At 71.5% G+C, this 26,551-nt stretch carries 25 protein-coding genes and 1 tRNA gene; 11 read left to right on the top strand and 15 right to left on the bottom strand.

Annotated features, from left to right (window positions below):
* Positions 1-107 precede the first annotated feature (107 nt).
* Entirely contained in the window at positions 108-1,619 is a 1,512-nt protein-coding gene (locus tag BLV96_RS19800; protein ID WP_208608274.1) for a sensor histidine kinase, read from the bottom strand.
* A complete protein-coding gene (locus tag BLV96_RS19795) occupies positions 1,597-2,346 on the bottom strand; it encodes a response regulator transcription factor (protein ID WP_033261680.1) in 750 nt (249 codons plus the stop codon). Before BLV96_RS19795 ends, BLV96_RS19800 begins: the two co-directional genes overlap by 23 nt.
* Before the next feature lie 175 nt (positions 2,347-2,521).
* On the opposite strand from BLV96_RS19795, the gene BLV96_RS19790 reads away from it, so the two are divergent.
* A complete protein-coding gene (locus BLV96_RS19790; protein ID WP_086685030.1) occupies positions 2,522-3,160 on the top strand; it encodes a hypothetical protein in 639 nt (212 codons plus the stop codon).
* An 82-nt stretch (positions 3,161-3,242) separates the two neighbouring features.
* On the opposite strand, the gene BLV96_RS19785 is transcribed toward BLV96_RS19790, so the two are convergent.
* Together BLV96_RS19785 and BLV96_RS19780 are read right to left on the bottom strand one after the other, a co-directional pair.
* Positions 3,243-3,899 (bottom strand): response regulator, encoded by a 657-nt coding sequence (locus tag BLV96_RS19785; protein WP_086685027.1) that lies wholly within the window; start codon positions 3,897-3,899, stop codon positions 3,243-3,245.
* On the bottom strand, positions 3,896-5,050 hold the full coding sequence (locus BLV96_RS19780) for a sensor histidine kinase (protein WP_086685024.1): 1,155 nt from the start codon (positions 5,048-5,050) through the stop codon (positions 3,896-3,898). Before BLV96_RS19780 ends, BLV96_RS19785 begins: the two co-directional genes overlap by 4 nt.
* A gap of 1,069 nt (positions 5,051-6,119) precedes the next feature.
* Between BLV96_RS19780 and BLV96_RS19775 the strand changes: the two genes are divergently transcribed.
* Positions 6,120-6,317, top strand: a complete 198-nt coding sequence (locus BLV96_RS19775) for a hypothetical protein (RefSeq protein WP_086684643.1) — start codon at positions 6,120-6,122, stop codon at positions 6,315-6,317.
* Here the strand turns inward: BLV96_RS19775 and BLV96_RS19770 are convergent.
* The gene (locus BLV96_RS19770; RefSeq protein WP_091389354.1) at positions 6,307-6,753 is read right to left on the bottom strand and encodes a nitroreductase family deazaflavin-dependent oxidoreductase; all 447 of its coding nucleotides are present in this window, start codon (positions 6,751-6,753) and stop codon (positions 6,307-6,309) included. The two genes, BLV96_RS19775 and BLV96_RS19770, sit on opposite strands and share 11 nt — an antisense overlap.
* 127 nt (positions 6,754-6,880) lie before the next feature.
* Between BLV96_RS19770 and BLV96_RS19765 the strand changes: the two genes are divergently transcribed.
* Positions 6,881-7,549: a TetR/AcrR family transcriptional regulator gene (locus tag BLV96_RS19765; protein WP_086678935.1), complete on the top strand. Its 669-nt coding sequence runs from the start codon at positions 6,881-6,883 to the stop codon at positions 7,547-7,549.
* Positions 7,550-7,586: 37 nt separating this feature from the next.
* On the top strand, positions 7,587-9,104 hold the full coding sequence (locus BLV96_RS19760; RefSeq protein ID WP_086678934.1) for a 3-hydroxyacyl-CoA dehydrogenase: 1,518 nt from the start codon (positions 7,587-7,589) through the stop codon (positions 9,102-9,104).
* A 68-nt stretch (positions 9,105-9,172) separates the two neighbouring features.
* Here the strand turns inward: BLV96_RS19760 and BLV96_RS19755 are convergent, their stop codons facing one another.
* Both BLV96_RS19755 and BLV96_RS19750 read right to left on the bottom strand, forming a co-directional pair.
* Positions 9,173-12,001 (bottom strand): PQQ-dependent sugar dehydrogenase, encoded by a 2,829-nt coding sequence (locus BLV96_RS19755; protein ID WP_086678933.1) that lies wholly within the window; start codon positions 11,999-12,001, stop codon positions 9,173-9,175.
* A 111-nt stretch (positions 12,002-12,112) separates the two neighbouring features.
* Entirely contained in the window at positions 12,113-12,760 is a 648-nt protein-coding gene (locus BLV96_RS19750) for a L,D-transpeptidase (protein ID WP_091389351.1), read from the bottom strand.
* Positions 12,761-12,970: 210 nt separating this feature from the next.
* Here BLV96_RS19750 and BLV96_RS19745 point away from each other — a divergent pair, with 210 nt between their 5' ends.
* Positions 12,971-13,480: a hypothetical protein gene (locus BLV96_RS19745; RefSeq protein WP_086677314.1), complete on the top strand. Its 510-nt coding sequence runs from the start codon at positions 12,971-12,973 to the stop codon at positions 13,478-13,480.
* On the opposite strand, the gene BLV96_RS19740 is transcribed toward BLV96_RS19745, so the two are convergent.
* Both BLV96_RS19740 and BLV96_RS19735 read right to left on the bottom strand, forming a co-directional pair.
* Complete coding sequence (locus tag BLV96_RS19740) at positions 13,470-14,360, bottom strand: serine/threonine-protein kinase (protein WP_086677312.1); 891 nt, start codon at positions 14,358-14,360, stop codon at positions 13,470-13,472. The genes BLV96_RS19745 and BLV96_RS19740 overlap by 11 nt on opposite strands.
* An 8-nt stretch (positions 14,361-14,368) precedes the next feature.
* Positions 14,369-16,054, bottom strand: coding sequence for an HsdM family class I SAM-dependent methyltransferase (locus BLV96_RS19735; protein ID WP_086677310.1), 1,686 nt, complete (start codon positions 16,052-16,054; stop codon positions 14,369-14,371).
* A gap of 78 nt (positions 16,055-16,132) precedes the next feature.
* On the opposite strand from BLV96_RS19735, the gene BLV96_RS19730 reads away from it, so the two are divergent.
* From BLV96_RS19730 to BLV96_RS19705, 6 genes are all read left to right on the top strand, one after another.
* Positions 16,133-16,876, top strand: a complete 744-nt coding sequence (locus BLV96_RS19730) for a PP2C family protein-serine/threonine phosphatase (protein WP_208608273.1) — start codon at positions 16,133-16,135, stop codon at positions 16,874-16,876.
* Positions 16,877-16,920: 44 nt separating this feature from the next.
* Positions 16,921-17,005, top strand: a tRNA-Ser gene (locus BLV96_RS19725).
* Between the two features lie 488 nt (positions 17,006-17,493).
* Positions 17,494-17,754: a hypothetical protein gene (locus tag BLV96_RS19720; protein WP_086677306.1), complete on the top strand. Its 261-nt coding sequence runs from the start codon at positions 17,494-17,496 to the stop codon at positions 17,752-17,754.
* 4 nt (positions 17,755-17,758) lie between these two features.
* Positions 17,759-18,004, top strand: coding sequence for a hypothetical protein (locus BLV96_RS19715; RefSeq protein WP_086677304.1), 246 nt, complete (start codon positions 17,759-17,761; stop codon positions 18,002-18,004).
* 33 nt (positions 18,005-18,037) lie between these two features.
* Positions 18,038-20,767, top strand: coding sequence for an FtsK/SpoIIIE domain-containing protein (locus BLV96_RS19710; RefSeq protein WP_086677302.1), 2,730 nt, complete (start codon positions 18,038-18,040; stop codon positions 20,765-20,767).
* On the top strand, positions 20,764-21,168 hold the full coding sequence (locus BLV96_RS19705; RefSeq protein WP_086677301.1) for a hypothetical protein: 405 nt from the start codon (positions 20,764-20,766) through the stop codon (positions 21,166-21,168). The genes BLV96_RS19710 and BLV96_RS19705 overlap by 4 nt, the downstream gene beginning before the upstream one ends.
* Here the strand turns inward: BLV96_RS19705 and BLV96_RS19700 are convergent.
* The 6 genes from BLV96_RS19700 to BLV96_RS19675 all read right to left on the bottom strand — a co-directional run bounded on the left by BLV96_RS19700 (position 21,165) and on the right by BLV96_RS19675 (position 26,535).
* Positions 21,165-21,458: a hypothetical protein gene (locus tag BLV96_RS19700; RefSeq protein ID WP_086677299.1), complete on the bottom strand. Its 294-nt coding sequence runs from the start codon at positions 21,456-21,458 to the stop codon at positions 21,165-21,167. The two genes, BLV96_RS19705 and BLV96_RS19700, sit on opposite strands and share 4 nt — an antisense overlap.
* The gene (locus BLV96_RS19695; RefSeq protein WP_086677297.1) at positions 21,455-21,757 is read right to left on the bottom strand and encodes a hypothetical protein; all 303 of its coding nucleotides are present in this window, start codon (positions 21,755-21,757) and stop codon (positions 21,455-21,457) included. The genes BLV96_RS19700 and BLV96_RS19695 overlap by 4 nt, the downstream gene beginning before the upstream one ends.
* Positions 21,754-22,323, bottom strand: coding sequence for a hypothetical protein (locus BLV96_RS19690; protein WP_244180329.1), 570 nt, complete (start codon positions 22,321-22,323; stop codon positions 21,754-21,756). The genes BLV96_RS19695 and BLV96_RS19690 overlap by 4 nt, the downstream gene beginning before the upstream one ends.
* The gene (locus BLV96_RS19685; protein WP_086677293.1) at positions 22,323-23,504 is read right to left on the bottom strand and encodes a putative T7SS-secreted protein; all 1,182 of its coding nucleotides are present in this window, start codon (positions 23,502-23,504) and stop codon (positions 22,323-22,325) included. The genes BLV96_RS19690 and BLV96_RS19685 overlap by 1 nt, the downstream gene beginning before the upstream one ends.
* Positions 23,501-23,920 carry a hypothetical protein gene (locus BLV96_RS19680; RefSeq protein WP_086677290.1) on the bottom strand — a complete coding sequence of 140 codons (420 nt, stop codon included), beginning with the start codon at positions 23,918-23,920 and terminating at the stop codon, positions 23,501-23,503. Before BLV96_RS19680 ends, BLV96_RS19685 begins: the two co-directional genes overlap by 4 nt.
* 137 nt (positions 23,921-24,057) lie before the next feature.
* Entirely contained in the window at positions 24,058-26,535 is a 2,478-nt protein-coding gene (locus BLV96_RS19675; protein WP_086677288.1) for an endonuclease/exonuclease/phosphatase family protein, read from the bottom strand.
* Positions 26,536-26,551 lie beyond the last annotated feature (16 nt).

Here is a 26,551-nt window from a genome sequence, read left to right as displayed (position 1 = left end):
TCACCGTGTCGGCGCCGCATGTGGTGAACTTGTGCCGAACCTGTGCGCGCGCTGTGCATCGGCCCGCGGTCGTGAGTGGTAATTCGGGTTAGAACCCTAATTACCACTCACGACGGGGTGGGCGCCGCCGGGAAGGTGATCTCGAACTCCGTGCGCCCCGGCCGGCTCTGCACCCAGACTCGGCCGCCGTGCGCGGCGACCACCGCCGCCACGATCGCCAGCCCCAGGCCCGTGCTCCCCGCCGCGCGGGACCGCGAGTTGTCCCCGCGGGCGAAGCGCTCGAAGACGTCCGGGAGCACGTCCGGTGGGATGCCCGGGCCGTCGTCGGCCACGCGCAGCCGCACCGATCCGTCCGATGTGGACAGTGTCGTCGTCACCGTCGTGCCCGCCGGGGTGTGCGTGCGCGCGTTGGCCAGCACGTTGATCACCACCTGGTGCAGCTGGCCCGCGTCGCCGAGGACGCCGATCGGCTCGCCGGGGACGTCCATCAGCCACTTGTGGTCCGGGCCCGCGACGTGCGCGTCCGCGACCGCGTCGGCCACCAGCCGGCACAGGTCCACCCACTCGTGCACCACCGGACGCCCGGAGTCCAGGCGCGCGAGCAGCAGCAGGTCCTCCACCAGCGTCGTCATCCGGCGTGACTCGGACTCGACGCGGCCCATCGCGAACGCGACGTCCGGCGGCACCTGCTCGCCGCTGCGCCGGGTCAGCTCCGCGTAGCCGCGGATCGCCGCCAGCGGCGTGCGCAGCTCGTGGCTCGCGTCCGCGACGAACTGGCGGACGCGGTTCTCGCTCGCGTGCCGCGCCGACAGCGCGTTCGCGACGTGCTGCAGCATCCGGTTCAGCGCCGAGCCGACCTTGCCGACCTCGGTGCCCGGGTCGGTGTCCGCCTCGGGAACCCGTTCCGACAACGCGACTTCGCCGCGGTCCAGCGGCAGTTCGGAGACGCGCGTCGCCGTCGCGGCCAGCCGGTCGAGCGGCTTCATCGTGCGCCGGATCGTCGCCGCGCCGACCGCGCCCGCGACCAGGATCCCGGCGAGCGCGACGCCGCCGAGGATGAAACCCAGCCGCCAGAGCGTCTCGTTGACGTCCTTCAGCGGCAGGCCGATGACCGTCTTCTCGCCGTTCGGCGACATCGTCGAGACCACGCGGTACTCGCCGAGGGTGCCGCCGAGGTCGACGCTGCGCTGCTTCCCGTCGGACGGCAGCGCGAGCAGGGTCAGCACCTGCTCCTTCGGCACGCTCTTGAACGGCGGCTTGCGCTTCGACGGCGCGCCCACGCTGGAATCGAGCACCCCCGCGGTGGCGGTCGAGCCGGACTGGACGACGGCGAGCGTGCCGTCGCCCTGCCCGAGCACGCGCAGCGCGTCCGGCGGCGGTGGCGTTTCGCCGTACGTCCACGGCGGTGGCCGTTCCCCGCCGTGCGCGGCGCGGTCGCTCGCCGCGGCCAGCCGCTTGTCCTGCTGGCCGACGAGGAACTCGCTCAGCGCGAACTCCGTGACCACGCCGACGACCAGGCACACCAACGCGAGCAGCGCGGCGAGCTGGACGATCAGCCGCCGCCGCAGCGACCACGGCCGTCGCACGCGCTTCGGTTCAGCCCGCTGGCTTGAGGACATACCCGGCGCCCCGCATGGTGTGGATCATCGGCTCGCGGTCGGCGTCGATCTTCTTGCGCAGGTAGGAGATGTAGAGCTCGACGATGTTGGCCTGGCCGCCGAAGTCGTAGCTCCACACGCGGTCCAGGATCTGGGCCTTCGACAGCACGCGCTTGGGGTTGCGCATGAGGTAGCGCAGCAGTTCGAACTCGGTCGCGGTGAGCGGCACGAGGTCGCCGCCGCGGTGGACCTCGCGGCTGTCCTCGTCGAGGGTGAGGTCGCCGACGACGAGCGTCGACCCGCTCGCGCCGGTCACCCCGCCCGCCCGGCGCAGCAGCGCGCGCAGCCGCAGGGCTACCTCTTCGAGGCTGAAGGGCTTGGTGACGTAGTCGTCGCCGCCCGCGGTGAGCCCGGCGATGCGGTCTTCGACCGCGTCCTTCGCCGTCAGGAAGAGCACCGGCAGGTTCGGCGCCTCGGACCGCATCCGCCGCAGCACTTCGAGGCCGCTGAAGTCGGGGAGCATGACGTCGAGGACGACGGCGTCGGGCCGGAAGTCGCGCGCGATCCGGACGGCCTCCGTGCCGTCGCCCGCGCTGCGCACCTCCCAGCCCTCCATGCGCAGGGCCATCGACACGAGCTCGGCCAGCGTCGCCTCGTCGTCGACGACGAGGACCCGCACCGGGCTCCCGTCGGCGCGGCGCAGGTCGGCCTTGCCAGGGCCGGGTGACGTGGCGTTCATAGCGGTCATAGTGCCATCTTCTCGGCGGCTCTTCAGTGCTCACTGTGACACCGCTGTGCGTTTCCTGTGAGAGTCGTTCGCCCGGGTAAGGGAGCCACAGCGCCCGCTGACGCCGCGCACAGCTCAAACACAGCCACGGCGGCGAACCTGGCCGGGACCAGTGTGGGCACCACCGGAGGACACGATGACGACCGAGCCGAACACGCCTCCCGAAGGCGCCGCGAACACCCCGGCCTGGGGTGAGCCGGCCCCGGCCAACTGGGGCGACCCGGCCCCGGCCGCACCGAAGAAGGGCTGGTCCGGCAAGAAGACGGCGATCGCGGCGGGCATCGCCGTGGTGATCGCGGCCGGCGGCGGAGCGGCGATCTGGGCGGGAACGAGCAGCGCGGACAACACGGCCCAGCAGGGCCCGGGCGGTTTCGGCGGCGGCCAGTTCCCCCGCGGCGGCCAGGGCCAGGGCTTCCCGGGCGGAGGCATGGGCGGCGGAATGGCAGCCCTGCGCGAAGCACTGCACGGTGATTTCGTGGTGTCGAACGGCAACGGCGGCTACACGACCGAGCGGCTGCAGACGGGCGACGTGACGGAGCTGAGCGCGACCTCGGTGACGTTGACGAGCAAGGACGGCTACAAGCAGACGTACACGATCGGGTCGTCGACGCAGAAGACGGGCGATGTGAAGCAGGGCGACACGAACGTGACGGTCGTGGCGAAGGTCGAGGGCACCACGGCCACGGCGACCTCGCTGGGCCAGGGGTTCGAACCGGGCCAGGGGCAACGGGGCCAGCGTCGCGGCGGGGACTATTCGGCCCGCCCGACCAACTGACGGGCCGGCCACCGCCCCCCACCGCCAGGGAACGTCCCGGTGCCGCGTCCCCCTCCCGCCGCACCGGGGCGTTCCCGCCACCTCAGCCGTCCGGCACGAGTTTGTGGCGGTAGGCGTAGACGACGGCGTGCACGCGGTCGGGGAGCCCGAGCTTGCTGAGCACGCGGGAGACGTGCGTCTTGACCGTTTCCTCGCCGACGTGCAGCTGCCGCGCGATCTCCGCGTTGCTGCAGGCGCCGGCGATCAGGAGCAGGACCTCGCGTTCGCGGGAAGTCAGCCTCGCCAGCTCGGGCGGTTCGGCGGCCGCGGGTTCGAGCACCGCGGCGAACTTCGCGACCAGCCGCCGGGTCACGGACGGGTCGATCAGCGCGTCCCCGCGCGCGGCGACCCGCATCGCGGCGACCAGTTCCTCCGGCGCCAGGCTCTTCAGCAGGAACCCGCTCGCCCCGGCACGCAGCGCGCGGTAGACGTACTCGTCCGCGTCGTAGGTCGTGAGCACGAGGACGCGGGTGTCGTTGCCCGGCGCGGCGAGGATCGCTTCGGTCGCGGCGAGGCCGTCGAGGCGGGGCATCCGGACGTCGAGGACGGCGACGTCCGGACGCAGGCGCGCGGTCTCGGCGACGGCTTCGCGGCCGTCGGACGCTTCGCCGACGCAGGTGAAGTCGGGCTGGGTGTCGAGGAGCGCGCGCATCCCGGAGCGGAACATCGCGTGGTCGTCGGCCAGCAGGACGCGGATCATGTGCTCTCCACCGGGAAGGTCGTGCGCAGCTGCCACCGGTCGCCGGATTCGCCGTAGGAGACCTGGCCGCCGAACAGGGTGACGCGCTGGCGGATGCCGGCCAGGCCGCGGTGGGCGTGCTCCTTTTCTTCGCGGCGACCGGCGCGCAGGCCGTTGGTCACTGTGAGCACGACCTCGGTGCGGCCGTGGTTCAGCTCGACCTCGACCGGGCCTTCGCCGTGGCGCAGCGCGTTGGTCAGGGCTTCCTGCGCGATCCGGTACAGGGCGACGTCGAGCGAGCCGGGGAGCTCGCGGGGTTCGCCGCGCAGGGTCAGCCGGGTCGGCAGGCCGGCCGCGCGGACGGTCTCGACCAGCTCGTCGAGGTTGTCGAGGCCGGGTTGTTCGGCGTCGGGCTGGGCGTGCAGGAGGTCGAGGAGCCGGCGCAGGTCGGCCATCGCCGAACGGCTCGCGGACTCGACGGCGCCGAGGGACTTGCGCACCGGGCCGTCCCCGTCGGGCAGGCCGAGCCGGGCCGCGCCGGCGTGCACGCCGATGGCGCTGACGTGGTGGGAGATGACGTCGTGCAGGTCGCGCGCGATGGTGGTGCGCTCCTCGAGGACGGCCCGTTTGACGGCTTCTTCTTCGTGCTGCCGGCGTTCGTCGGCGACGCGTTCGAGATCGGCGATGTAGGCGCGGCGGGCGGTCGTGTACCGGCCGACCAGCCAGGGCAGCAGGCCGCTGACGCTGACGCTGATGGCGATCAGCCGCCAGTCGGACGCGGTGCGCCCGCCCCCTTCGATGCACCCGGCGACAACCCCGGCGAGCAGGGCGAAGAGCGCGAGAACGGCGGGTTTCGGACGCAGCCAGGCCCCGGCCCGGTAGCCGGCGATGAGGATGCCGGCGTTGTTGCCGACGACATAGCCGTTGCAGGTGCAGAGCAGAAGAGGCGCCCCGGCGAAGAGGACGGCGTGCGCGAGGGCGACCCAGCCGGAGTACCGGGCGGGCCCGGCGAGGGCGGCGTTGACGGCAACCCCGCAGAGCAGGACAACCCAGGCCCGCCAGCCGACGTCGGCGAGGGGAGAGCGAAGCCCGAAGAGGGAGGCATCGGCAACAACACAGACGAGCGCGACCAGCAGCGACTGGCGTCGCAGGGAGCCGCTGATGTCGTGCACAGCTGCCACTGTGCCCGAAGGCGCCGGCCGGAGGGAGTGGAGTTGGCCATCTGCGAGCCGAAACCCGGCCGGCTGGGGGCCTGGCGGGCGGGCGCCGACGAGGTCCGGCTCATCGACGACCCGGGTTCCCCGCGCGGCGGTTGCCCGGCCAAGCCGGTTCCGCGGGCGGCAGTCGCCCGGCGAGCCGACCTCCCGCGCGGCAGCTGCCCGGCCGAGCCCGTCCATGCGCGGCGGCCGCGGGCCAAGCCGTGTCCGCGGGCGGCAGCCGCCTGGCCGAGCCGGCCGCCCGCCGCAGCCGCCCAGCTGAGCTGGTTCCGTGTGTAGCAGCTCCCCGGCCAAGCCGGGCCCGCAGACGGCAATCGCCCGGCAAGCCGGACCCCACGCGCGGCAGCTGCCCGGCCAAGCCCGTCCATGCGCGGCGGCCGCCGGGCCAAGCCGGTTCCGCAGGGGGCAGCCGCCCGACCAAGCCGGTCCATGCGCGGCGGCTGCCGAGCCGAGCCGACCCCGCGCGCCGCAGCCGCCCAGCTGAGCTGGTTCCGTGTGTAGCAGCTCCCCGGCCAAGCCGGGCCCGCAGACGGCAATCGCCCGGCAAGCCGGACCCCACGCGCGGCAGCTGCCCGGCCAAGCCCGTCCATGCGCGGCGGCCGCCGGGCCAAGCCGGTTCCGCAGGGGGCAGCCGCCCGACCAAGCCGGTCCATGCGCGGCGGCTGCCGAGCCGAGCCGACCCCGCGCGCCGCAGCCGCCCAGCTGAGCTGGTTCCGTGTGCAGCAGCTCCCCGGCCAAGCCGGGCCCGCAGACGGCAGTCGCCCGGCAAGCCGACCCCACGTGCGGCAGCTTCCCCGCCGAGCCGGGTCCGCGGGCGGGCAGTTGCCCAGCCAAGCCGGGTCCACGGGCGGCAGCCGCCCGGCCGAGCCCGTCCCGCGCGCCGCAGCCGCCCAGCTGAACTGGTTCCGTGTGCAGCAGCTCCCCGGCCAAGCCGGCCCCGCCTGCCGCAGCCACCCGGCCGAGCCGGCGCCGGCCGCCGCCGCTTGGGGTCGTGCCGGGCTCTCCGCCCGCCTAAGCTGGGCCGATGAGGCGGTGGATCACCCTCGCGGTCGGGGTTGTGTTCGTGCTGGTCGGCGCCGTCTGGGTGCTGCAGGGCGTCGGCGTCATCACCGGCAGCTTCATGACCGGCCAGAAACTGTGGTTCCTGATCGGGCTCGTCGCGTTCCTGGTGGGCGTCGTCCTGGTCGCGGCGAACCTGACGCGGCGCAAACCTACTTCGTGAAGATCTCGAAGATCGGGTAGCCCGGCGCGATCTCGCGCAGCTTCTCTTCCGATGCCTTCGCGTCGACGCCGTCGAAGAACACGCCGACCTCGAACTTCCAGCGCTTGAGGTACGCGCGCAGGATGCCCGGCTTCTCGTCGTCGGCCAGCTCGCGGAACGTGAACGCCTCGACGCGCTTCCCGACGCGAAGCGTGCCTTCGCCGGCGGCGCGCAGGTTGCGCACCCACTGCGTCTCGCCCCGCGGGGCGACGAGGTAGCGGACGCCATCGACGGTCAGCAAGTTCACCGGCACCGAGCGCGGCTCGCCGCTCTTTCGCCCGACCACGGTCAGCACCCGGCTGCCCCAGACGCTGAAGCCCAGCCGGGTCAGCTTCGCGACCGCCTCGTTGAACGCGTTGGTCGACTTCTTCGGCTCGATGTAGCGGGCGGCGGTCATGGTGTCCTCCGGAAGTTTGGGAGAGCAGTGCTCTCGGTTAAGAGCAGTGAACACCCACGAGAGCACTGCTGTCAAGAGCAGTGCTCTCGGTTTTGTGCGGCGCTCTCGTCGTGGCACACTGATCCGCATGACCGCGACCCGCACCGCGCGCGAACGAGCCCGCGCCGAACTCACCCAGGAGATCAAGGACGAGGCCCGCCGCCAGCTCGCCGAGGTCGGCGCGCACGGGCTGTCGCTGCGCGCGGTGGCACGGGAACTGGGCATGGTGTCGTCCGCCCTCTACCGGTACTTCCCGAGCCGCGACCGGCTGCTGACCGACCTGATCGTCGACGCCTACAACGCCATCGGCGAAGCCGCCGAGAAGGCGGACCCGGGAGAAGGCGAGCCGAGGGAGCGCTGGCTGGCCGTCTGGCAGGGCACCCGCGACTGGGCCCGCGCACACCCCCACGAGTACGCACTGATCTACGGCTCCCCGATCCCCGGCTACGCGGCACCCCAGGACACGGTCGTGCCGGCCGCCCGCGTCGCGCTCGCCCTGGTCAAGGTGCTCACGCAGACCGAACTGCGGGCCGAGGGCGAAGTCCCGCCCGAACTGCGCGCCCAGGCCGAGACGCTCACGAAGGCCCTCGGGCTCGTCGCCGGCCCCGAGACCGTGGCCCGACTGCTCATGGCGTGGACCCAGCTGTTCGGCGCGATCAGCTTCGACCTGTTCGGCCAGTACGTCGGCAGCGTCGACCCGGCCGACGCGTTCTTCGCCCACTCGGCGAGGCGGATGGCGGAGTTCGTCGGCCTCTAGGCTGAGGGCGGAGTCCAACGGCGGAAGGCGGCACGACGTGACGGGGTGGGCCGGGAAGGTCGGCAGGATCCGGGTGATCGGGACCGGGGTGATGGGCCGCGGGATCGTCCAGCTGGCCGCGACCGCGGGGGTGACCGTCGAGCTGGCCGACGTCCGGCGCGAGGCCGTCGCCGAGGCGATCGAATTCGTCGGCGGGATGGTCGACAAGCTGGCCGCGAAGGGCAAGCTCGACAACCCGCAGGCGGTCAAAGACCGGCTGGTCGCGGTGGACGCGCCCGACGCGCCCGCGGACGGCGTCGACCTCGTCGTCGAGGCCGTGCGGGAAGACCTGGCGACCAAGCGCGCCCTGTTCGCCGGCCTCGAGCGCGTCTGTCCACAGGAGACGATCTTCGCGACGAACACGAGCTCGCTGTCGGTCACCGAGATCGCCGCCGAGCTGGCCGACCCCGGCCGCCTGATCGGCCTGCACTTCTTCAACCCGGTGCCGCTGATGCGCCTGGTCGAGGTGGTCCCGGGCACGCGCACGCACAACTGGCTGCCCGCCGAGGCGCTCGACCTGGTCCGGAGCTGGGGTCACGAACCGGTGCTGGCGAAGGACGCGCCGGGCTTCCTGGTCAACCACGCCGGCCGCGGCCTGAACACCGAGGCGCTGCAGATCCTCGCCGAGGCGCTGGCCGAGCCCGCCGACGTCGACCGCGTCGCGCGGGACGTCCTCGGCCTGAAGCTCGGCCCGTTCGAGCTGCTCGACCTGACCGGGCTCGACGTTTCGCACGCCGTGCTGGAGAGCATCTGGAGCGGCTTCCACGGCGACCCGCGGCTGCGGCCGTCGTGGCTGACGCGGCCGCGAGTCGCCGCCGGCCTGTTCGGCCGCAAGAACGGCGAAGGCTTCTACTCCTACGCCGACGGGAAGCAGCAGGTCACCGACGAGCCGGCCGCGCCGCCGAAGCCGACGAGCCCGGTGTTCACGGCGGACGAGCACCTCGCCCGCGTGCTGACGGCGGCCGGCGTGCAGGTGGTGTCGGACGCGTACCCGGACGCGGTCCTGCTCGTGCCCCTGTATGGCGAGTCCACAGTGGACGCGGCCACCCGCGCGGGGCTGCCGCTGGACCGCGTCGCGGGCGTGGATCCCTTGGGCGGCTACGAAAGGCGCCTGACGATGTCCGTCCACCCGGGACTGGACGCGGCGGCGGGCCGCGCGGCTTGGGGCGCCCTGGCGGCGACGGGCCGCCCGGTGACGGTGGTCCGCGACGGGCCGGCCCCGATCGCCCAGCGCCTCCTGGCCTCGATCGTCAACACGGCGTGCTTCATCGCGGGCCAGCACCTGGCGACGCCGTCGGACATCGACACGGCGGTCCGGCTGGGCCTCGGCTACCCGCGCGGCCCGCTGGAGTGGGGCGACCTGGTGGGCGGCGAGATCGTGGTGCGCATCCTGCGCGGCCTGACGGCGGCGACCGGGGACCCGCGGTACCGGCCGAGCCCGTGGCTCACCGAGCGGGTCGCGCTCGGGCTGCCGCTGACGTCGCCCGGCACGACCCCCGCCGACCTCCGGTCCTGAAAGGACAGCGGGCCGCCTCCGGAATCCCGGAGACGGCCCGCTTTTCGTTCGAAACTAAAGGAAGCCCGTCACCAAGGACGGTCGACCGCTCCCGTCTGCGGCGTGTACGTGATGTAACCGCCCTGGAAGTCGCTGCGGTACACCGATCCCGTCACGTACTCGTCCGTCGTCGGGTAGCGCAGGTACGACCGCTCCCAGCCCAGCGCCGCCCAGCGCTTGCGGATCTCGCCCTTGATCACGTGCGCCCCGGTGGCGTTCGTGAAGTAGATCGAGTGGCCGAGGCTGAAGTGGTTGAACCGGCCGACGCCGTCCGGCGTGCCGTCCTCGTCGTTCGTCGGGTAGCCGAGGCCGCGCTCGTACCCGTACGCCGCCCACTTCTTGCGGATCTCGCCGTAGATCGCGTGCGCACCCGTCGAGGGCGTGAAGTAGATCGAACCGACGTTGTTGCCCTTGATGAAGTGGTTGAACCGGCCGATGCCGTCGGGCGTCCCGTCTTCGTCGTTCGTCGGGTACCCGATGATCGCGCCGTAGCCGAGCGCCGCCCACTTCTTCCGGATCTCACCGTAGATCGCGTGCGCACCCGTGGCGGCGGTGTAGTAGATCGAGCCCACGTTGCCGCCGTTGTTGAAGTCATTGAACTGCGCACCGTCCGAAGTGGACGCCGTGTCGCTCGTCGGCGGGCCGAGCTTGGTGAGCCCGCCCATGGCGACGTACTTGTCCAGCACCGGGCCGGTGATGAACTTCGTACCGCCCACCGCACTCCAGTACAGGCGGCCGTTGGCGTACGCCCGGTAGTGGACCGCGCCGTCGGTGACCTCGGCCGCCGTCGGCGCACCCAGGGTCGTGCGCAACGCGGCGTCGCCGTTGTAGCGCTGGTCGATCGGGGTGTCGTAGTTCGCCGTCAGCGTCAGGTCGCTCGTGCCGACCGTGACGACCCACGTCGTGTCCGTGGGGCCGCCCTGCCAGCCGGTGAACTTCGAGACGCCGTCGGTGCCCAGCGGCGAGGCCTCGACGTCGAAGCTGGCGCCCTCGGTCACCAGCGCGGTGTTCACGCCGCCCTCGACCGGGATGCTCAGCGCCGCGGGCTGCGTGCTGAGCAGGGTGATCCGGTGCTGGCGCGGCCACGCCGTGTACGTCTTGGACGTCGTGACGCCCGCGCTGTCGGTCACCGCCGCGGTGAACTCCATCCGGGAGTCCGGGTGCTCGGTGAACGGCTGCGCGAAGCTCGCCCCGGTGCCGCCGGCGCCGGGGTGCGAGTGGCAGGTCGCCTCGCTCGGGCAGTGCCGGACCGCGCTGGTCCAGGTGACCGTGAGCGGGCCGTCCTCGGTGTCGGTCGCCGTGGCGCTCAGGCCGACCTGCTGGTTGACCGCGAACTTCGCGGTGTCGCCGGGCGTGGTCAGCGTGAGCTGCGGGGTGTGGTTGCCGGGCGCGACCGCGATGGTGGCCGTGCCGGTGAGCCCGAGCGGGTCCCGGACCGTCAGTTTCGCGGTGAACGACTCGGTGCCCGCCGCGTACTGGTGGCTGGTGGTGGGCCCGGCGTCGGCCGCCGTGGCCCCGTCACCGAAGTCCCAGTCGTACTTCAGCAGGTCGTTGTCGTAGTCGACCGACGCCGAGCCGTCGAAGGACACCGTGCGGGTGTCCGGGTCGGTGGTCGTCGTGGCCTTGGCGACCGGCGCCGTGTTGCCCGCCGAGTAGCTCAGCCGGCGCAGGTTGCCGCTGAGGATGTCGGCGTAGACGATGTCACCGTTCGGCGCAGCCGCGAACTTGACCGGGCCGCCGACGCCGGTGAAGACCGGCGGGTTTTCCGGGGCCTGCGTGAGCCTGCCCTGGTCGTCGTAGCGCAACGTCCAGATCTTGTTGGTCACGTAGTCGCCGAAGAAGTACGAGCCGCGGTAGGCCGCCGGGTAGCTGGATCCGTTGTAGACGATCCCGCCGGTGACGCTGTTGCCCTGCATGGGGCCGGTCCCGTGCTGGTACTCGAAGATCGGCGCCTGGTTCGGCACGCCGGCGCAGCCCGCGAGCGTGCTGTAGCCCGGGGTCGCGTGGTTGCCTTCCCAGCACGGCCAGCCCTGGTTGGACCCGCGCTGGACGACGTCGACCTCTTCCCAGGTGTTCCAGCCGACGTCACCCACGACCGGCAGCCCGGAGTTCGCGTCGATGGTCATCCGGAACGGGTTGCGGAACCCGCGCGCGAAAACCTTGCTGGCGGTCGACGCCGGGTTGGCGGCGTCGTAGTACGGGTTGGCCGGCACGCCCTTGCCGTCGGCGGCCAGGTGGAAGATCTTGCCATACGGCTGGTTGATGTCCTGCGAGCGCAGCGCGCCCGGGTCCACCTTCGTGAAGTCGCCGTTGTCCCCGATGGACAGCCACAGCGTCCCGTCGGCGGCGGGGATGACGCCGTTGATGGCGTGGACTTCGGAGATGCCCGGCACCTCGAACAGCGACTGCTCACCACCCAGCGACGCGGGCGCGCCGGCCGCGTCCAGGCCCACGGTGAACCTCGAAAGGCGGAAGACGAAGCCGCCGGTGACGTTGATCGAGCGGGTGATGTAGATGGCGTGCGACGTCGCGTAGTCCGGTGCGACAGCCAGCCCGACCAGTCCGATGTCACTGATCTCGCGGGTCGGCAGCGTCGCGATGGTCCGCGGCGTCCCGCTGGTCGGGACCCACTGGACGCGGCCGTTCTTCGCCGTGGCGAGAACGGACTGGTCCGGCAGGTACGCGAAGTCGGTGAGCTGGTACTGCCCCGTTCCGGTGTTGGTGTCTCGCAGGACGAACCCTGCCGGCAGCGTCGTCGCCGCTGCCGCTTCCCCAGTGGACACGACGGGCAGTAGCGCGCCGGTCAGCACTGCCGCCACGAAGGCGTGGCGTACTGCTCTGAGCTTTCCCAAGGCCATTTGGCCCCCCTTCCCAAGCGATCACTTATCGCCTGAACAGGGGGGCCAGTTGCATTCGGCCGAGTGATTTTATCTGTTTGTGACCTACTGTCCGTGTTGGTCAGTGCGTGATTACGGGACAACCTGGACGACGTCACCGATGTGCAAAGTGTTGAAGAACTTCAGGGACGCGCTCGCCGACAGGTGGATGCAGCCGTGCGAGTAGACCGACAGGCTGCCGGTGTGGAAGGCGTCGCCCGGGTAGAAGAACACCGAGTTCGGCATCGGCGCGTTGTCGAACTCCTTCGACAGGTGCACCTTCTCCTTCGACAGCACGTGGAACGTGCCGGTCGGGGTCGCGTAGCCCTTGCGGCCCGGCAGCATCGGCACCGGCCCGTAGACGACCTTGCCGCCCTGCAGGATCCACGCCTTGTGCGCGGAGATGTCGACGCAGGCGGCGGTGCCCGACGCGGCCGCCGCGGCGGCGCACGGGACGCCGGGGTCGCTCGCCGGAGCGGCGGGCTTCGGCTTCGGCGTGGGCTTCGGCTTCGGCTTGCTCGTGGTGGTGGCCGGCGCCGGCTTGGTGGTCGACGGCGTCGGGGTGGCGCTGGTCGTCGTGGGGGCCGCGGTGGTGCTCGACGTCGTGGGCGTCCCGCCCCCGGTACCGGCCGCGGCGACGGCCCCGCCGCCCGCGTTCGGCGTCGCCGCCCCGCCCCCGGAGCAGGCGGCCAGCACGAACGCGGTGGCCAGTGCGGCCGCTCCCGCCAAAAGCCTCTTCACGATCCGTAACCCCCAGCTGCTCGATCATCGCTTGTGGACACCCGTAAAGACGGCGTTCACCCGGTCGAGGTTCGTCCGCGAAGGTCACGATTCGGTCAGCCTCCACCCGTGGGTTGACCCCGGGATCAACCCCGCCCCGATCCCCACGCCGACGAAACCGGGCGGCCGTTCACCGAAGCTGGGCGCACCGACCGAACCGAGGAGCCCGAAATGCCCAGCGCCGCGAACGTCCTGCTCTACGTGGCCATCGCCGCCTACGTCTTCTACCGGGTCGTCTACAAGCAGGTCCGCGGCACGCTGCTCAACCGCCGGACGCTGACGGTCATGCCGCTGATCCTGGTCGCCGTCGGGGGCTACCTCGCCGCGAAAGCGCTGCCCGGGTCCTCAGCCGGCGAACTGGGCCTGCTGGCCGCCGACCTCGTCCTCCTCGCCGGGCTCGGGGTCCTGCGCAGCACCACCACCACGCTCACCCCGCGCGACGGCACGACCTTCCAGAAGGGCTCGGCCATCACGATCGGGCTCTGGGTGCTCACGATCGCCGTGCGCGTCGGCCTGGCCGCGCTCGGCACCGCGCTCGGGGTCGCCGGCCCGCTGACCACGGCGTCGATCGCGCTCACCCTCGGCGTCAGCATCGCGGTGCAGAACGCGACGACGTACCTCCGCATCCAGCGGCGGGGCCTGCCGCTCGCCGACCAGCGGCCGGCGGCGCTCAGCCGTTGACGCGTCCCAGCATCCGCGCGTACATCCGGCCCGGGCTGGGCACCGACGGCGGCACCAGGAACCCCGGCAGCGGCGGCAGCGCGCCGACGAACGCGCCCAGCCGCTCGTACAGCACGGCCGCGCCCGGCGGCCGTGCTTCCGGGTCCTTCGCCAGCGTCTCGGCGAGCAGCGCGTTGAGCGGCTTCGGCACCCCGGGCACCGGCGGCGGCAGCTCCTTGACCTGCCGCTCGAACACGGCGTACGCGGTGGGCCCGTCGAAGAGCCGCCGCCCGGTGAGCATCTCGTGCAGCACGCAGCCGAGCGCGTAGAGGTCGCTGCGCGGTTCGGCGCCGCCGCGCTGGATCTGCTCGGGCGCCATGTACGACGGCGTCCCCAGCAGCTGGCCGGCCCGCGTGAACTGCGCGGCGTCCGCCTCGCGCAGCACCGCGAGCCCGAAGTCCATCACCTTGACGTCGCCGTCCGGCCCGAGCATCAGGTTGGACGGCTTGAGGTCCCGGTGGCACACCGCGAGCGCGTGCGCGGCGGCGAGCACCGCGCACGCCTGCGCCGCGATCGCCGCGGCCCACGGCACCGGCAGCGGCCCGTGCTCGGCGAGCAGGTCGGCCACCGTCACGCCGTCGACGAACTGCATGACCTGGAACAACCGGTCGTCGTGGGTGCCGTAGTCGTACAGCGTCGGGACGCCGGGGTGGTCGAGCGTCGCCAGGATCCGCGCTTCGCGGGCGAAGCGGGCTTCGAGCTCTTCGTCGCGACCCGGCAGCCTGAGCAGCTTGATCGCCACGCGCCGGCCCAGCCGGCGGTCGTGCCCGCCGTGCACCGCGCCCATCCCGCCGCGCCCGAGCGGCAGCTCGTCGAGCTCGTAGCGGTCGGCGATCAGCATCCGTTCCCCTAACGGCCCGGCCTGAGCCGTCCTTCGACAAGTCCCGCGAAGCCTAGCCGGACCAGCTCGCGGCCCGTTTCCGCCGTCTGGCGCAGGACGGTGTCGAACTCGGCCAGGCGCCGGAAGACCTGGCCGTACTCGCGCTGGACGTCGATCGCCACCCGCGGGATCCGCACGCGCCGGCCGTCGATCCGCGTCGAGGCCGACGCGGCGGGCAGGTCGGCCGCGCGCAGGCAGCCGGCCAGGAAGTCCGCGTCCAGCCGGTCGGAGTCGACGCGGTACACGGTGAGCCCGGCACCGACCGGCGCCGGCGGTCCACTGTGGACGTAGGCGATCCCGGTCACGGACGCGACGACGTCGCCGCCTTCGGCGATCGGGTGCTCGCCGTCGGTGCGCGCGGCGTGCTTGACCTCGACGACCCCCGCCTTGACCAGCTCGCCGATCGTCGTGAACGCGGGTTCGCCGTCGGCCGCTTCGAGCGGCGGCAGCTGCGGCGTCAGCTCGGCGAACCGGCCGTGCACGGCCTGGAAAGCCCGGCCGAGGTCCTCGTCCCGGCCGCGGCGCCGGGCCGGCGTGAGGTCGACGTCGTCGTCGAGCAGGTCGATGATCCGGACGCCGGATTCGGGACGCTCGCCGAACTCCCGCCACATCTCGTCCACTGTGGACGGATCGTCGCCGGCCTCGGCGAGCAGCACGGTGGACGGCGGGCGCTGCCCGGGCACCGGCCGCCGCAGGAGCCAGAGGTCGGAGCCGGTCAGGGTGATCACCGCGCGGACCGCGCCCGCGCGCAGCAGGTTGCCGCGGATGCGCTTGCCGCTGCGCCGCCCGGCCGCCGCGCCCGGCATCAGGATCACCACCGTGCCACCGGGTTCGACGTGCGCGAGGCAGTGCTGAACCCAGGCGAGCTCGGGTTCGCCGCGCGGCGGCAGGCCGTACTCCCAGCGCGCGTCGCCGACGAGCTCGTCGTGCCCCCACGCCCGTTCGTTGAACGGCGGATCGCAGAGCACGGCTTCGGCGGTCCGGCCGGCGAAAGCGTCTTCGCGCAGCGCGTCGACCGCGTGGACCTCGGCCTCGATGCCGCGCAACCGCAGCCGCAGCGTCGCGATCGAGGCCGTCATCGGGTCGCTGTCCTGCCCCAGCACGGTTTTCGCGCCGCTCGCCAGCGCGAGCGCGCCGAAGCCGCAGGCGGGGTCGAGGATCGTGGCCACCGGACCGGCGAGCCGGGCCATCAGCTCGGCGACCGGCTCCGGCGTGGCCGACAGCCGCCGCGAATGCGCCTCGAAGTACCGGTGGCACAACAACTCGAACGACTCGAGCGGGCCGGCCCGGTGCGTCATCTCGCTGAGCAGCGTGATCAGCTCGGGGTCGTCGAGCTTGCTGTCGAAGCTGTCGAGGAGCCCGGCTTGGAAGGCGAAGAAGACGCCGGCGCGGTTCACGCGCTCGGCGAGGTCGAGGTCGTCGCCCAGCGCGCGCAGGCGCTGCCACGCGCGTTCGCCGGCGGACAGCTCGAACTTCTTGCCGCGGGCCCGGAACCAGCCGGCGACGGCGGACAGGCCGAACAACGGGCTGGACGCCGTGCCGCCGACGGGCGCCGGGAAGTCCGGGTAGCGACGGCGCCAGTTGCTCACCGCGGCCCGCCCGACCCCGGCGAGTCGCGCGATGTCGGCCGCGCTGACCGTGGCGTCGTCGTCCATGGCGGGCACTCTATCGGAGAGTACTCCAATCAGCCGAGTTGCTTGTGAACTCAGTCAACCAATGCTTTCATGGGTGGCATGACACACGATCGGTACGTCCTCCGGTACGCCGCGGGGTCGGACGTCGGCAGGCGCCGCAAGGTCAACGAGGACTCGCTGTACGCGAGTTCCCGCCTGCTCGCCGTCGCCGACGGCATCGGCGGCCAGCCGCACGGCGAAGTCGCCAGCGCGACCGCGGTCGACGTGCTGCGCGAGCTCGACGTCGACCTCCGAAGGATGGACCTCACGGGCGTCGACCTGGCGGCGACGCTGACCGGCGTGGTCAAGTCGATCCGCGAGCGGCTCGCGGAGGTCGCTTCGAACGAGCCGGCGACCGAAGGCATGGGCACGACGCTGACGACGCTGATGTTCGACGGCGCCGAGTTCGCGGCGGCCCACATCGGCGACTCCCGCGGCTACCTGCTGCGCGGGGGCGACCTGCGCCGGCTGACCCGCGACCACACGTTGGTGCAGGCACTGGTCGAGGACGGCCGGGTCGCGGCCGAAGACGCGGCGACCCACCCGCGGCGTTCGCTGCTGATGAAAGCGTTGCAGACCACGGGCTCCGGCGATCCCGACATCTGGACGTTCAAGGCGAAGCCGCGCGACCGGTACCTGCTGTGTTCCGACGGCCTGAGCGGCCCGGTTACCGAAGCGACCCTGCGCGACGTCCTGGATTCGATCCCCGACCCGGCGGACGCGATCCCGGAGCTGATCCGCCTGGCCAACGAAGGCGGCGGCCCGGACAACATCACCTGCGTGGTGGCCGACGTCACGAGCTGACCCACGTGCGGGAGACGCCGGAGCCATCCGGTATCGTCTCCCGCGGAGGATTGGCCGAGCGGCCTAAGGCGCACGCTTGGAAAGCGTGTTGGGTTCACGCCCTCGCAGGTTCGAATCCTGTATCCTCCGCCGTTGAACAGTCGAAACGCCGGGCCTCGCGCCCGGCGTTTCGTCGTTCCGGGGCGAACTGCCCAGTGCCCGTGCGGCCAACCGGAGCAAGCCGCCGGTCCGGAAGGTGAAATGTCTTCGACAGACTGACGGACAAATTCTTGCGCCCACAGGGAGTTACGAGCGGGGCTGATCGCAGGCCGCTGCTCCGGTCGCGCTAGTCTCACCCCGAACCAAGCCCGACGCTTCCAGAAAGGCCAGCAGTGGCACGAAAACCGCTCTGACCTGCGACAGCGCTGGCCAACGACGTTTCGCGTGCGGTCGTGCCGCCGGGCCACCCCCAGCACACACCGTGATCGGCCTGGCCCCGGACGTTCCCACGTCCGGGGCCTTGTCGATTTCGCAATCGCGATCACTCCGCACAATCAGATGATCACGCTCAGTCGTTGGATCTGTTTCAATGGAAGTCCCCCTCTCAACCACCCCGATTCCGAGGAGTATGAGGCCCGATGGCCGGAGTCGAAGAGATCCGCGCTGGCATCGCACTCGCCAACGAAAAGGCGTCCGCGAGCATCGCCGCCCTGCAACAGGCAGCGCAGTCTCTCGAAGAAGCGCAGCAGTCGCTGTCGCAGGCGACGCAAGGCAGCAGCCAGCACGAAGTGAGCCAGGCCCACGGTCTGCTCGCGGAAGCCCTGCAGGGCATCAACGGTCTGCAGAGCACCGTCCAAGCGAGCATTTCCTCCGCCGACTCCTACTCGGCGCGTCTCTAGCGGGATGACGCTAGCCGAACTCCACCAGCTGCTCACCGCTGTCGTCACCGGGCTCGCCGACGCGCGCGCCCACTCCGAGCGCGCCACCAGCCTGCTCGGAGAAGCTCGACAGGCTCTCGTGGACGCCCAGGCCAAGGCCGATCCCTGGCTCCCTTCGCAGTACGCACAGGCCGGCGAGGGGCTGGACCAGCTCCTCGGCCGCCTGGCTTCCGCGGAAGATCTGGTGAGCGGATACCGGTCGCGTTTGTAATCCTTGCAGGGGACACCGTTTTTGGGGACGCCGATGGCCAACAGGGCAGCCGAACAACGCAACCGCGTCGAAACCGCGCTCGACCGCGTACGCCACCAGATCGGACTGGTGCTGGGCGCGGCGGCCGGTGCGCGCCAAGCCGCGGAGGCCGACCTCGCGAAGCTCGAGCTGGAGCGGGACATCGTCCGCGTCGGCATGAACCACGCGAGCACCGAGCAGCAGAACGAATGGGCCAAACACCCCGCCGCACACGAGGTGTTCGGTGCGCTGAGCAACGCGCGAAGCGCTTTCTACACCGGCTGGAGCCAAGGTCCGTCGACGCTGCGCGAGCTGGTCGCGCAGAACGCGCCGGGCCCGGCCGGGCTGCCACCGGGCGACTGGCTGGGGCGTGTCGGCCACAACGCCGGCCTCACGTCACCGGGTCTGTGGCGCGTCGGCTCGGCGACGGCCGCGGGCAATGACCCCAGCCGCAACTTCGACGTCGCCGTCCCGCTGCTCGACGAGTCGCACCTGGCGATCACGTCGGCGCCGAAGACGCGGCCCGTCATCGACGGCATCGTGCAGAACCTGCTGCTCCGCGTGCTTTCGACGTTCGAAGCCGGCGCGGTGCGCGTGCACCTGTGGGACGTCGGGCAGCTGACCGCGATCCTGCCCGACCTCTACCCGCTGAGCCGCACGAGCGCGCTTTCGCTGTACGACCCGGGCCGGCTCGAGGACCTCCTCGACGAGCTGGCCGGGCACATCCGCCGCATCCACGCCAGCTGCATGTCCGCCGGGTTCACGTCGCTGCGGGAAATGCGGGCGAAGACCGGGCAGCGGGGCGAGCCGTACCGCGTCGTCGTGCTGTACGGCAACGGCGAAACCCTCGAACCGGAACGCGCCCGCGACCTCAAGCGCGTCGCGAGCGGCGCGCTGGCCGCGGGCATCTGCCTGATCATGGTCGACGTGCCGACGGCGGTGAGCGCGCCGGTCGAGACGCTGAGCCTCATCGACGACCGCCACGCGATCAGCAGCATGACCGGGACCGACCTGACCGTCGCCCTCGACCCCGCGATGCCGTCGGGGCAGGTGATCCGCGCCGTCGCCAAGATCGCGGAAGCGCTGATCGCCAAGCAGGGCGGGCCGCGGTCGTTCGACGACCTCCTCCCGGCCGAACTGGGCCACGAAAGTTCCGCGCGGGAACTGCGGGCGCCGGTCGGGTTCTTCGAAGGCGAGCCGGTCGAGGTCGTCATCGGCGACCCGAGCCCGCACGTCCTGATCGGCGGACCGTCCGGTTCGGGCAAGACGAACTTCCTCTACGCGCTGTTGGGGAGCCTCGCCGCGCGGTACACCCCGGACGAGCTGGCGTTGTACCTGCTGGACTTCAAGGAAGGCGTCTCGTTCGCCGGGCTGGCGCCGGGGCGCAAGGACGCGAGCTGGCTGCCGCACGCGCGGCTCGTCGGCGTCAACGTCAACACCGACCGCGAGTTCGGCCTGGCGCTGCTGCGGTTCCTGGCCGACGAGCTGCGGCGCCGGTCCGCGGCCGCGAAGGAGCACGAGGTCACCAACCTCGCCGACCTGCGCGAAGCCGACCCGGGCGGGCACTGGCCGCGGATCGTCGCGGTGATCGACGAGTTCCAGTACCTGTTCGCGGGCCGCGACCAGGTGACGGCGGCGGCGACCCAGCTGCTGGAGGACATCGCGCGGCGCGGCCGGTCCCAGGGCATCCACCTGGTGCTGGCCAGCCAGGACGTCGCCGGCATCGAGGCGTTCTGGGGCAAGCCGGCGGTGTTCGAGCAGTGCACGCTGCGGATCGCGATGCCGAAGGCCCGGCGCGTGCTGGCCGAGACGAACAACGCGGCGGTGTCGGCCCCGAAGTGGCACGCGGTGATCAACCACGACTCCGGCGTCGCGCACGGCAACCAGCTGGCGCACATCCCGGACGCGAGCAGCAAGAACGTGTTCGTCCGGCTGCAGCACCGGCTCTGGGAGTCGTACGCGGGGTACTTCCCGCGCCCGCGCCTGTTCGACGGCGCGCATTCGCCGATCCTGGAACAGTTCCCGGCGTACCTCGACCTCAAGACGAACTCGAAGCCGCGGGCGTTGCTCGGCCAGTCGATCGACGTGACCGAGACGGCGTGCGGGGTGGACCTGCCGCGGGCGCCGGGCCGAAACGTCGCGGTGCTCGGCTCGGCGACGGCCGAAGCACTGTCCATCATGGACTCGGCGGCGCGGTCGCTGTCCAAGCAGTACGAACCCGGCGAGGTCGAGTTCGTGCTGAGCTGCCCGATCGAGGCGTGCGCCCCGGCGGCGCTGGAGCTGACCGAACGCCTGCGCACGGACGGCCACGCGGCGACGCTGGTCGACGACCTGACCGGCGTACTGGAGTCGATGACGGGCGGGATGGCGGGCGGCGCGAAGATCCTGCTGCTGTACGGGGTCGACGCGGCGCTGCCGACGTTGGAGGCGAAGGCCGTCGGCCAGCTGAAGAGCGGTCTGGACCACCTGCGGATGGTGCTGAAACAGGGGCCGGGCCACGGCATCCACACGATCGGCTGGTGGCGCAGCATCGCGAGGTTGAAGGACACGCTGGGGTTCGCCGGCACCGACGACATCGGCACGTGGGCGGCGCTCGACGTCCAGGGCAACGAGCTGGCGCCGTTCGCGGCGGGCCAGGTGGTGCACTGGTCCCCCCGCCCGGGCCGCGCGTTGTTCTTCGACCGCACGACCCACGGCGCTCCCGAAGTGATCATCCCGTTCCAGCGCCCGGAGAACGTACAGTGACCGACGACGGCGCCACCGCGGCCATGCGGTACAAGGAAACCATCGCCCTGTCCCGCGGCTCGGCGGAGAACCTCCGCGACTGGGAACTCCAGCGCGCGGAGGCGTTGGAAGCGGAGATCGAGGCGGCCCAGGCCGCAATCGAAGCGGCAGCCGAACGCGAGGCGCGAGCGGCCGAGCGGGCAACGCGCTGGTGGAAGATGGCACTGCACAACATCCAGGGCCTGCTGTGGCTGGACCCGGGCGACGAGCCGCGCCCGGTGACGACGGCGCGTCCGGCTTATCTGGACCGGTACCTCGAAGAGGTCAAGCCGAGTTACCAGGAGCTGGTGCAGGCGGTGCTCGCGTTGGGGTGGCGCGCCAAGCGAGCGGCGTCGAAACGGGGGGAGCAGCCGCCGGTCTAGACGTCGTAGACGGTGTCGTAGGGCTCGTCATCATCGGCGGGAGGCGGCGCGGTCCTTCGTCCGGCTTGCCTGATGGCGGCCGTGATCGCGCGGCCGAGCGTGCCGGCGTCGAGCCGCATGGCTTCGGGCGCGAGTCGCACTTCGCTGACGACCCCACCTGGCCCGGTGAGCACGGTGACGGTCGTGCTCTCGTCGATTTCGGTGAGGAGACGCTGGTTTTCGGCCCTGCGGTCTTCGATTCGCTTGAGCTGCCAGCGCATTTCCTCGATCAGCTGCGCGTTGTCACTCATGCCACCCTCCCCGGCTGGTACGGCGTGTAGACGAATTCGTAGTACTTCCCGAACCGGTGGTCGATCACCGAATAGCCGCGGCTGTACGCGACCCGCGCGAGGTCTTCCAAGGCCAGCGAGAGCTCCATCTTGCCGATGTAGACCTGCCGCCGGCCGTCGAGCAGGCCGGCCACCCGCGCCATCTGCCGTTCCCGCGATTTCGTCGACCGCACGAACCGAATGATGGTCATCGTCATCCCGGCGGCCAGCAGGCCGCCGAAGAAGACGTAGGTGAAGACGTGCGCGACGATGCTGGTCACCGGACCTCCTCGGCGCGAAGGCTCCAGGCGACCTTCGCTGTCGCTTCCGCGACCGCCGGCCAGGCGTCCTCGGACTCCGCGACCACGGAGAGGATCACCACGGACCGGTCGTCCGGCAGGGGAATCTGGTACTCCGCCTTGATCTCCGTGCGCACATCGCGTTCGGGCAGGTGGAACCCGCCCCCGCTGATCGCGACGAGAGCTGGGCCGATCGGCAGCCGTACCGGCTGGACCACCGCGTGCTTGTGCCGGCCGCGGTACTGCTCGGCCAGCGCCGCCACCAGGGCATCGCGGTTCCCGGGCGCGGCGTCCGGCCACTGCGCCACCCCGAGCGTCAACGTGGCGACGTCACCCTTCCGGCGGCCGACCGCGAACTTGCCGAACACGCGGATGCCATTGGCCCGCATGGCCGGGACCAAGGCCATCAGGTAGCTGCCGAACTCCTCGACGGACGTCCCGGACGCCACGTTCCCGGCGATGGTCCAGGCGTGCCCGCGGTTCATCCTGTCGTCGGCGCCCACCGGCAGGCCCGCGAACCCGGGCGGCAGGTCGATCTGGAGAGGCATCAGTTCCACACCTCGTCTTCCGCCCGCGCGCGCCGGCGCTCCGGCGTGTTGTCGGCCTGAGTCCCGGCGTCCGCGGCGTTGTGGACGGCGACACCCGCCCACGACACCCCGGCCAAGGCCAGCTGCTCGGCGTTCTTCGGCAGCCAGTAGTTCTTGAAGTCGTCCAAGGGGCTTTCGAAGCCGTCACCGGCGAACAGCTCGCCGACGGCCTGCTCGTGGACCAAGCCGTAGGTGCCGACCTTGACCGCCCAGTCCGGGATGCCGGGTGCGAGGCCGATCAGGGTGGAGGCGATCCCGGCCGCGTCGAAGGTCAGCGTCTCGGGCGCGACATCGGCCCCCGCCGCCGCCGCGACGGCATGCCCGGTCAGCGCGGCGAACCCCAGCTCGGCCCCGACCGCGCCGACGACCGTCCCCGCCGGATCCGGGAAGCAGTCCCCGACCACGCCGAGGACGTTGCCCACGTCACCGACCACGTCCGAGACCTTGCTGATCAGCTCGGCGTGGTCCTGGACGAAGTCCCAAGCTTGATCCACGCCATCGGCGATGCTGTTCGACAAGTCGACAAATGCCCCGCCGACGGCGTCGCTCAGCTTGTCGAGGACGTCCGGCTCCTCAGGCGCCAGCTCCTTCGCCTTCCGCAGCGCCTCCGCGACCCTGCCCGCCGCCTCCGTGTGCTCCTGCTGAAGCTGCTTCGCGGCGTCTTGGACGTTCTGGCAACCATCGATCGCGGTCTGGAGCTGCTGACCCGCGTTGTCGAGCAGCCGCTGAGCGATCTGCAACGACTGCTGGTCCGGGAACGTCCGGTTGGCCAGCGCGAGGTCCGGATTCGCCCTCGCCGCTTCAGCCGCCCTGGCCGCCGTCTCGGCTCGGGCCTCCAAGTCTGCCGCACGTTTCTGCAGGTCACCGAGGTCGTGGGACCAGCTCTCCAGGGCAACCGCGGCCTCGCCCATCGAACGCGCGGCGCCTTCGAGGTACTGCGGCAGCGGGCCGATGCGCCGGGCGAAGGCCTCGCTCGCCTCGCCTTGCCAGATGCCCTGCTTGCGGACGATCCGGCGGAGTGAGTCGTCGGCCTCGGTGAGGTCGGTGCTCACCGCGCGGTACTTGCCGGCCAGGTCGGTGATGCCGTCGAGGTCGCCGGGCGCCGGGTCGAAGCCCAGGGCCGGGAAGTCGCGGGCGCTCATCGGTCGAGGCCGCCGTTCAGGAGGTCGGTGATGCCGCCGGTGGCCCCACCGCCGACCATCCCGCCGCCGGGATCGCCCAGGTCGGCGCGTGAAACCAACCCACCGCCCGCACCCAGCACAGCCGAGCCGAACTTCGACAGCCCCTCGCCGAACTCCGCCTCGATCTGCTCGTACTTCCCCTTCGCCTGCTTCAGCCGCTCACTGATCCCCGAAGCCGCGTCCCCGAGCCGCCCGATGCCATACCCCCAGGCCTCCTCGAACTCGACGCCCGCACGGCCCAGCTCGGCCGTCCCCAGCGAGCCGAACGCCCCACCGCCGCCCAGCTTCTCGTTCGCGTCGGCCATCCGGCTCGCCGCCGTTTCGAGGTCGCCGATGAGCTTGCCCAGCTCGCCGGCCTTCACCGCGTACCCGTCCACGCCACCCCTCCCCTGTGGTCCGTCACCAGTAAAGACGGCCGCGCACGCTCCGCGGTTTCACAGTCACCCAAAGGAGTGGACCAGAAAAAAGGCCACCACCGGGCACGCACCCGGTGGTGGCCTTCGAACAGCGAGACTTACGGGAAGTACTTGCCCAGCAGCTGCTCCAGGTAGTCGAGCAGGTCGTTGAGCGCGTCCTGGATCGCGTTGCCCGAACCCGGCCGGAACCGGATCACCTGCGGGTCGTGGTCGCTGGCCTGGTCGGCGAACTCCGCGTTGATGTGGACGACGTCGTAGTCCACCCCGCGCGGCGCCTTCGACGCCAGGATGTGGTCCAGCACCTGCGACTGGCCCTCGAACACGTAGCTGTACCGCTCGGCTTCCGGCACCGTCGCGATCAGGTCCTTCAGCGCGCCACCGGCGGTGAGCGTCTGGACCGCGGGCGAGAACGGGTAGTCGTTCAAGTCACCGGCCACCACGATGTTCGCGTTGCGATCCGACGCCAGCAACGAATCGACGAACCCGCGCAGCACCGTCGCCTGCTTCGCCCGCTGCAGCTCGGAACTGCGCACCGGCGGCTGGAACCGGCCGTGCGTCGGCTGGTCGCCGCCCTTGGAGTTGAAGTGGTTGGCGATGACGAACACCGTGCGGCCCTTGAAGACGAACTCGCCGGCGAGCGGCTTGCGGCTGCTTCCCCAGGCTTCGTTCGTCGGGTCGACGCGGCCCGGGGACGCCGTCAGGTGCGTCTTCCCGTGGTCCTTCGTGACGCCGACGGCCGTCGTCGACGTCCCGCCCGGCTTGTCCACAAAGGACACCCGTGCCGGGTTGAACAGGAACGCCACGCGGATGTTGCCGCCCGGCTGGCCACCGTCCTGGTCGTTGACCGGGTCGATCGAACGCCACTGGTAGCGCGGGCCACCCTTGGCGACGATCGCGTCGGTGAACTTCTGCAGCGTCTGGTCCGCCGCGACGGTCCCGTCGTCGGTCGCGCCCGTGTTGTCCTGGATCTCTTCCAGGTTCACGATGTCCGGCGTCGCGAGGTGCGTCACGATCGCCTCGCCGAGCCGGTCGTACTTCGCCTGCGGGTCGCTCGGCGCCAGGTTCTCGACGTTGTAGGTCGCGACGGCCAGCTCGCCGGAACGCTGCTTGCGCGTGCTCTCGGCCTGCAGCCCGTTGTCCTTTTCGGTCCCCAGCACGCTCGCGAACAGCGTGTAGCCACCGAAGTTGCTGTACTCGACCGGACCGGACGTGGTGCCGGTCAGCACGTCACCGACGTTGAGCTTCGGGAACGGCCGCTGGTCGAACGGGATCAGCGACGAAACCTTCATGACGCCGCTGTTGAGCTGGTCGTAACCCAGGTAGACGCTGCCGCCGCGGACCGACTCGTGCTGGTCCGGCTTGGACGTCACGTACAGCTCGTTGAACGAGTTCGACGGGCCGACGACCCGCGCGTCGCTGATCGAAACGATCTCGCTCTCGTGCGACTCCCAGAAGTCCAGCGCGTACTTCGCGGGCTCCAGCGTGAGCGGCTCGATGTTCCCGCCGGGCGACGGCGCGTACGTCGTCGGCACGGTGTCCGGGTTCAGCACGGTCGGCGCGGGCAGCGCGTTCCCGTGCGAGCCGACCGTCCACTGTGCACTGCTCAGCTCGGTGAGCGACTGGTAGTTCGACGTCGCCGGCGCGTCCGGGTAGAACTCGCGGACGGTGCCGGTCGCGGTCACCATGTCGCCGACCGCGACGGCCGGGCTGGTCGAGCCGGTGAAGACGAACAGGCCCTCGCTGGTGCGCGGGTCGTTGTCCGGGTTCGGGTCCGTCAGCCAGAAGCCGCGCACCGAGCCGAACGTCCGGGTCGCCGTCACGACGCCGGTGACGTCGCTGACCTTCTTGTCCTTGAACGGCGAAATGCGCGTGGTGCCCTGGATTTCGTGGATCTTCGCCGGGGTCCCCGGGTCGCCGGGCGTGCCGCCGCCGGTCGTCTCGCCCTTGGTGTTGGTCGGGGTCGGGTCGCCGACGGCGAAGTCGGTGGCGTTGTCGTCGGTGTCGGCCAGCGACGCGGCGCGCGCGACGGACGTCGTGTTGGACGGCGCGGCCGTCGGGTTGCCTTCGCGCACGGTCGCCGTGCCGAAGCCGACGAGGTCCTTGATCCGCGGGTCGGCGGCGCAGTCCGCGGCGGTCTTGCAGGTCAGCGCGGTGGTGCCGGAGACGAGGGCGATCGTGCCCGTGGTCGCCGACATCGCGATCGCGCCGGTCGCGTCCGGGGCCGGCAGCGCGACCGTGCCGCCGCTGCCCTTGCCCTCGGCGACAAGGTAGCGCCCGCCGGGCGCGACGCTGCCGGCCAGCTGCGTCACCTGCCACGTGCTGGACGCGCTCGGCGAACCGGGCAGGTACTGGACGCTGAACCCGTCGACGCTCGCGGCCGCAGTACCGTGGTTGGCGAGCTCGACGAAGTCGTTGGTCAACGTGGCGCCGGAGTTGCCGCCACCGCCGTAGACCTCGGCGATGACCGCGTCGGCGCTCGGCGCGGCGAGCGCGGCCGGTGCGGCCACGCCCCCGAGTACGAGGCCGGACGCGACGGCCGCGGTGAGCGCGGCCTTGCCTCTGTGGGTCTTGGTCACCCTGAGTCCCCTTTGT

It is taken from the genome of Amycolatopsis pretoriensis, assembly GCF_900107925.1.
GTDB classification, from domain to species: Bacteria; Actinomycetota; Actinomycetes; order Mycobacteriales; family Pseudonocardiaceae; genus Amycolatopsis; species Amycolatopsis pretoriensis.
This window is presented reverse-complemented; position numbering and strand designations above follow the sequence as displayed.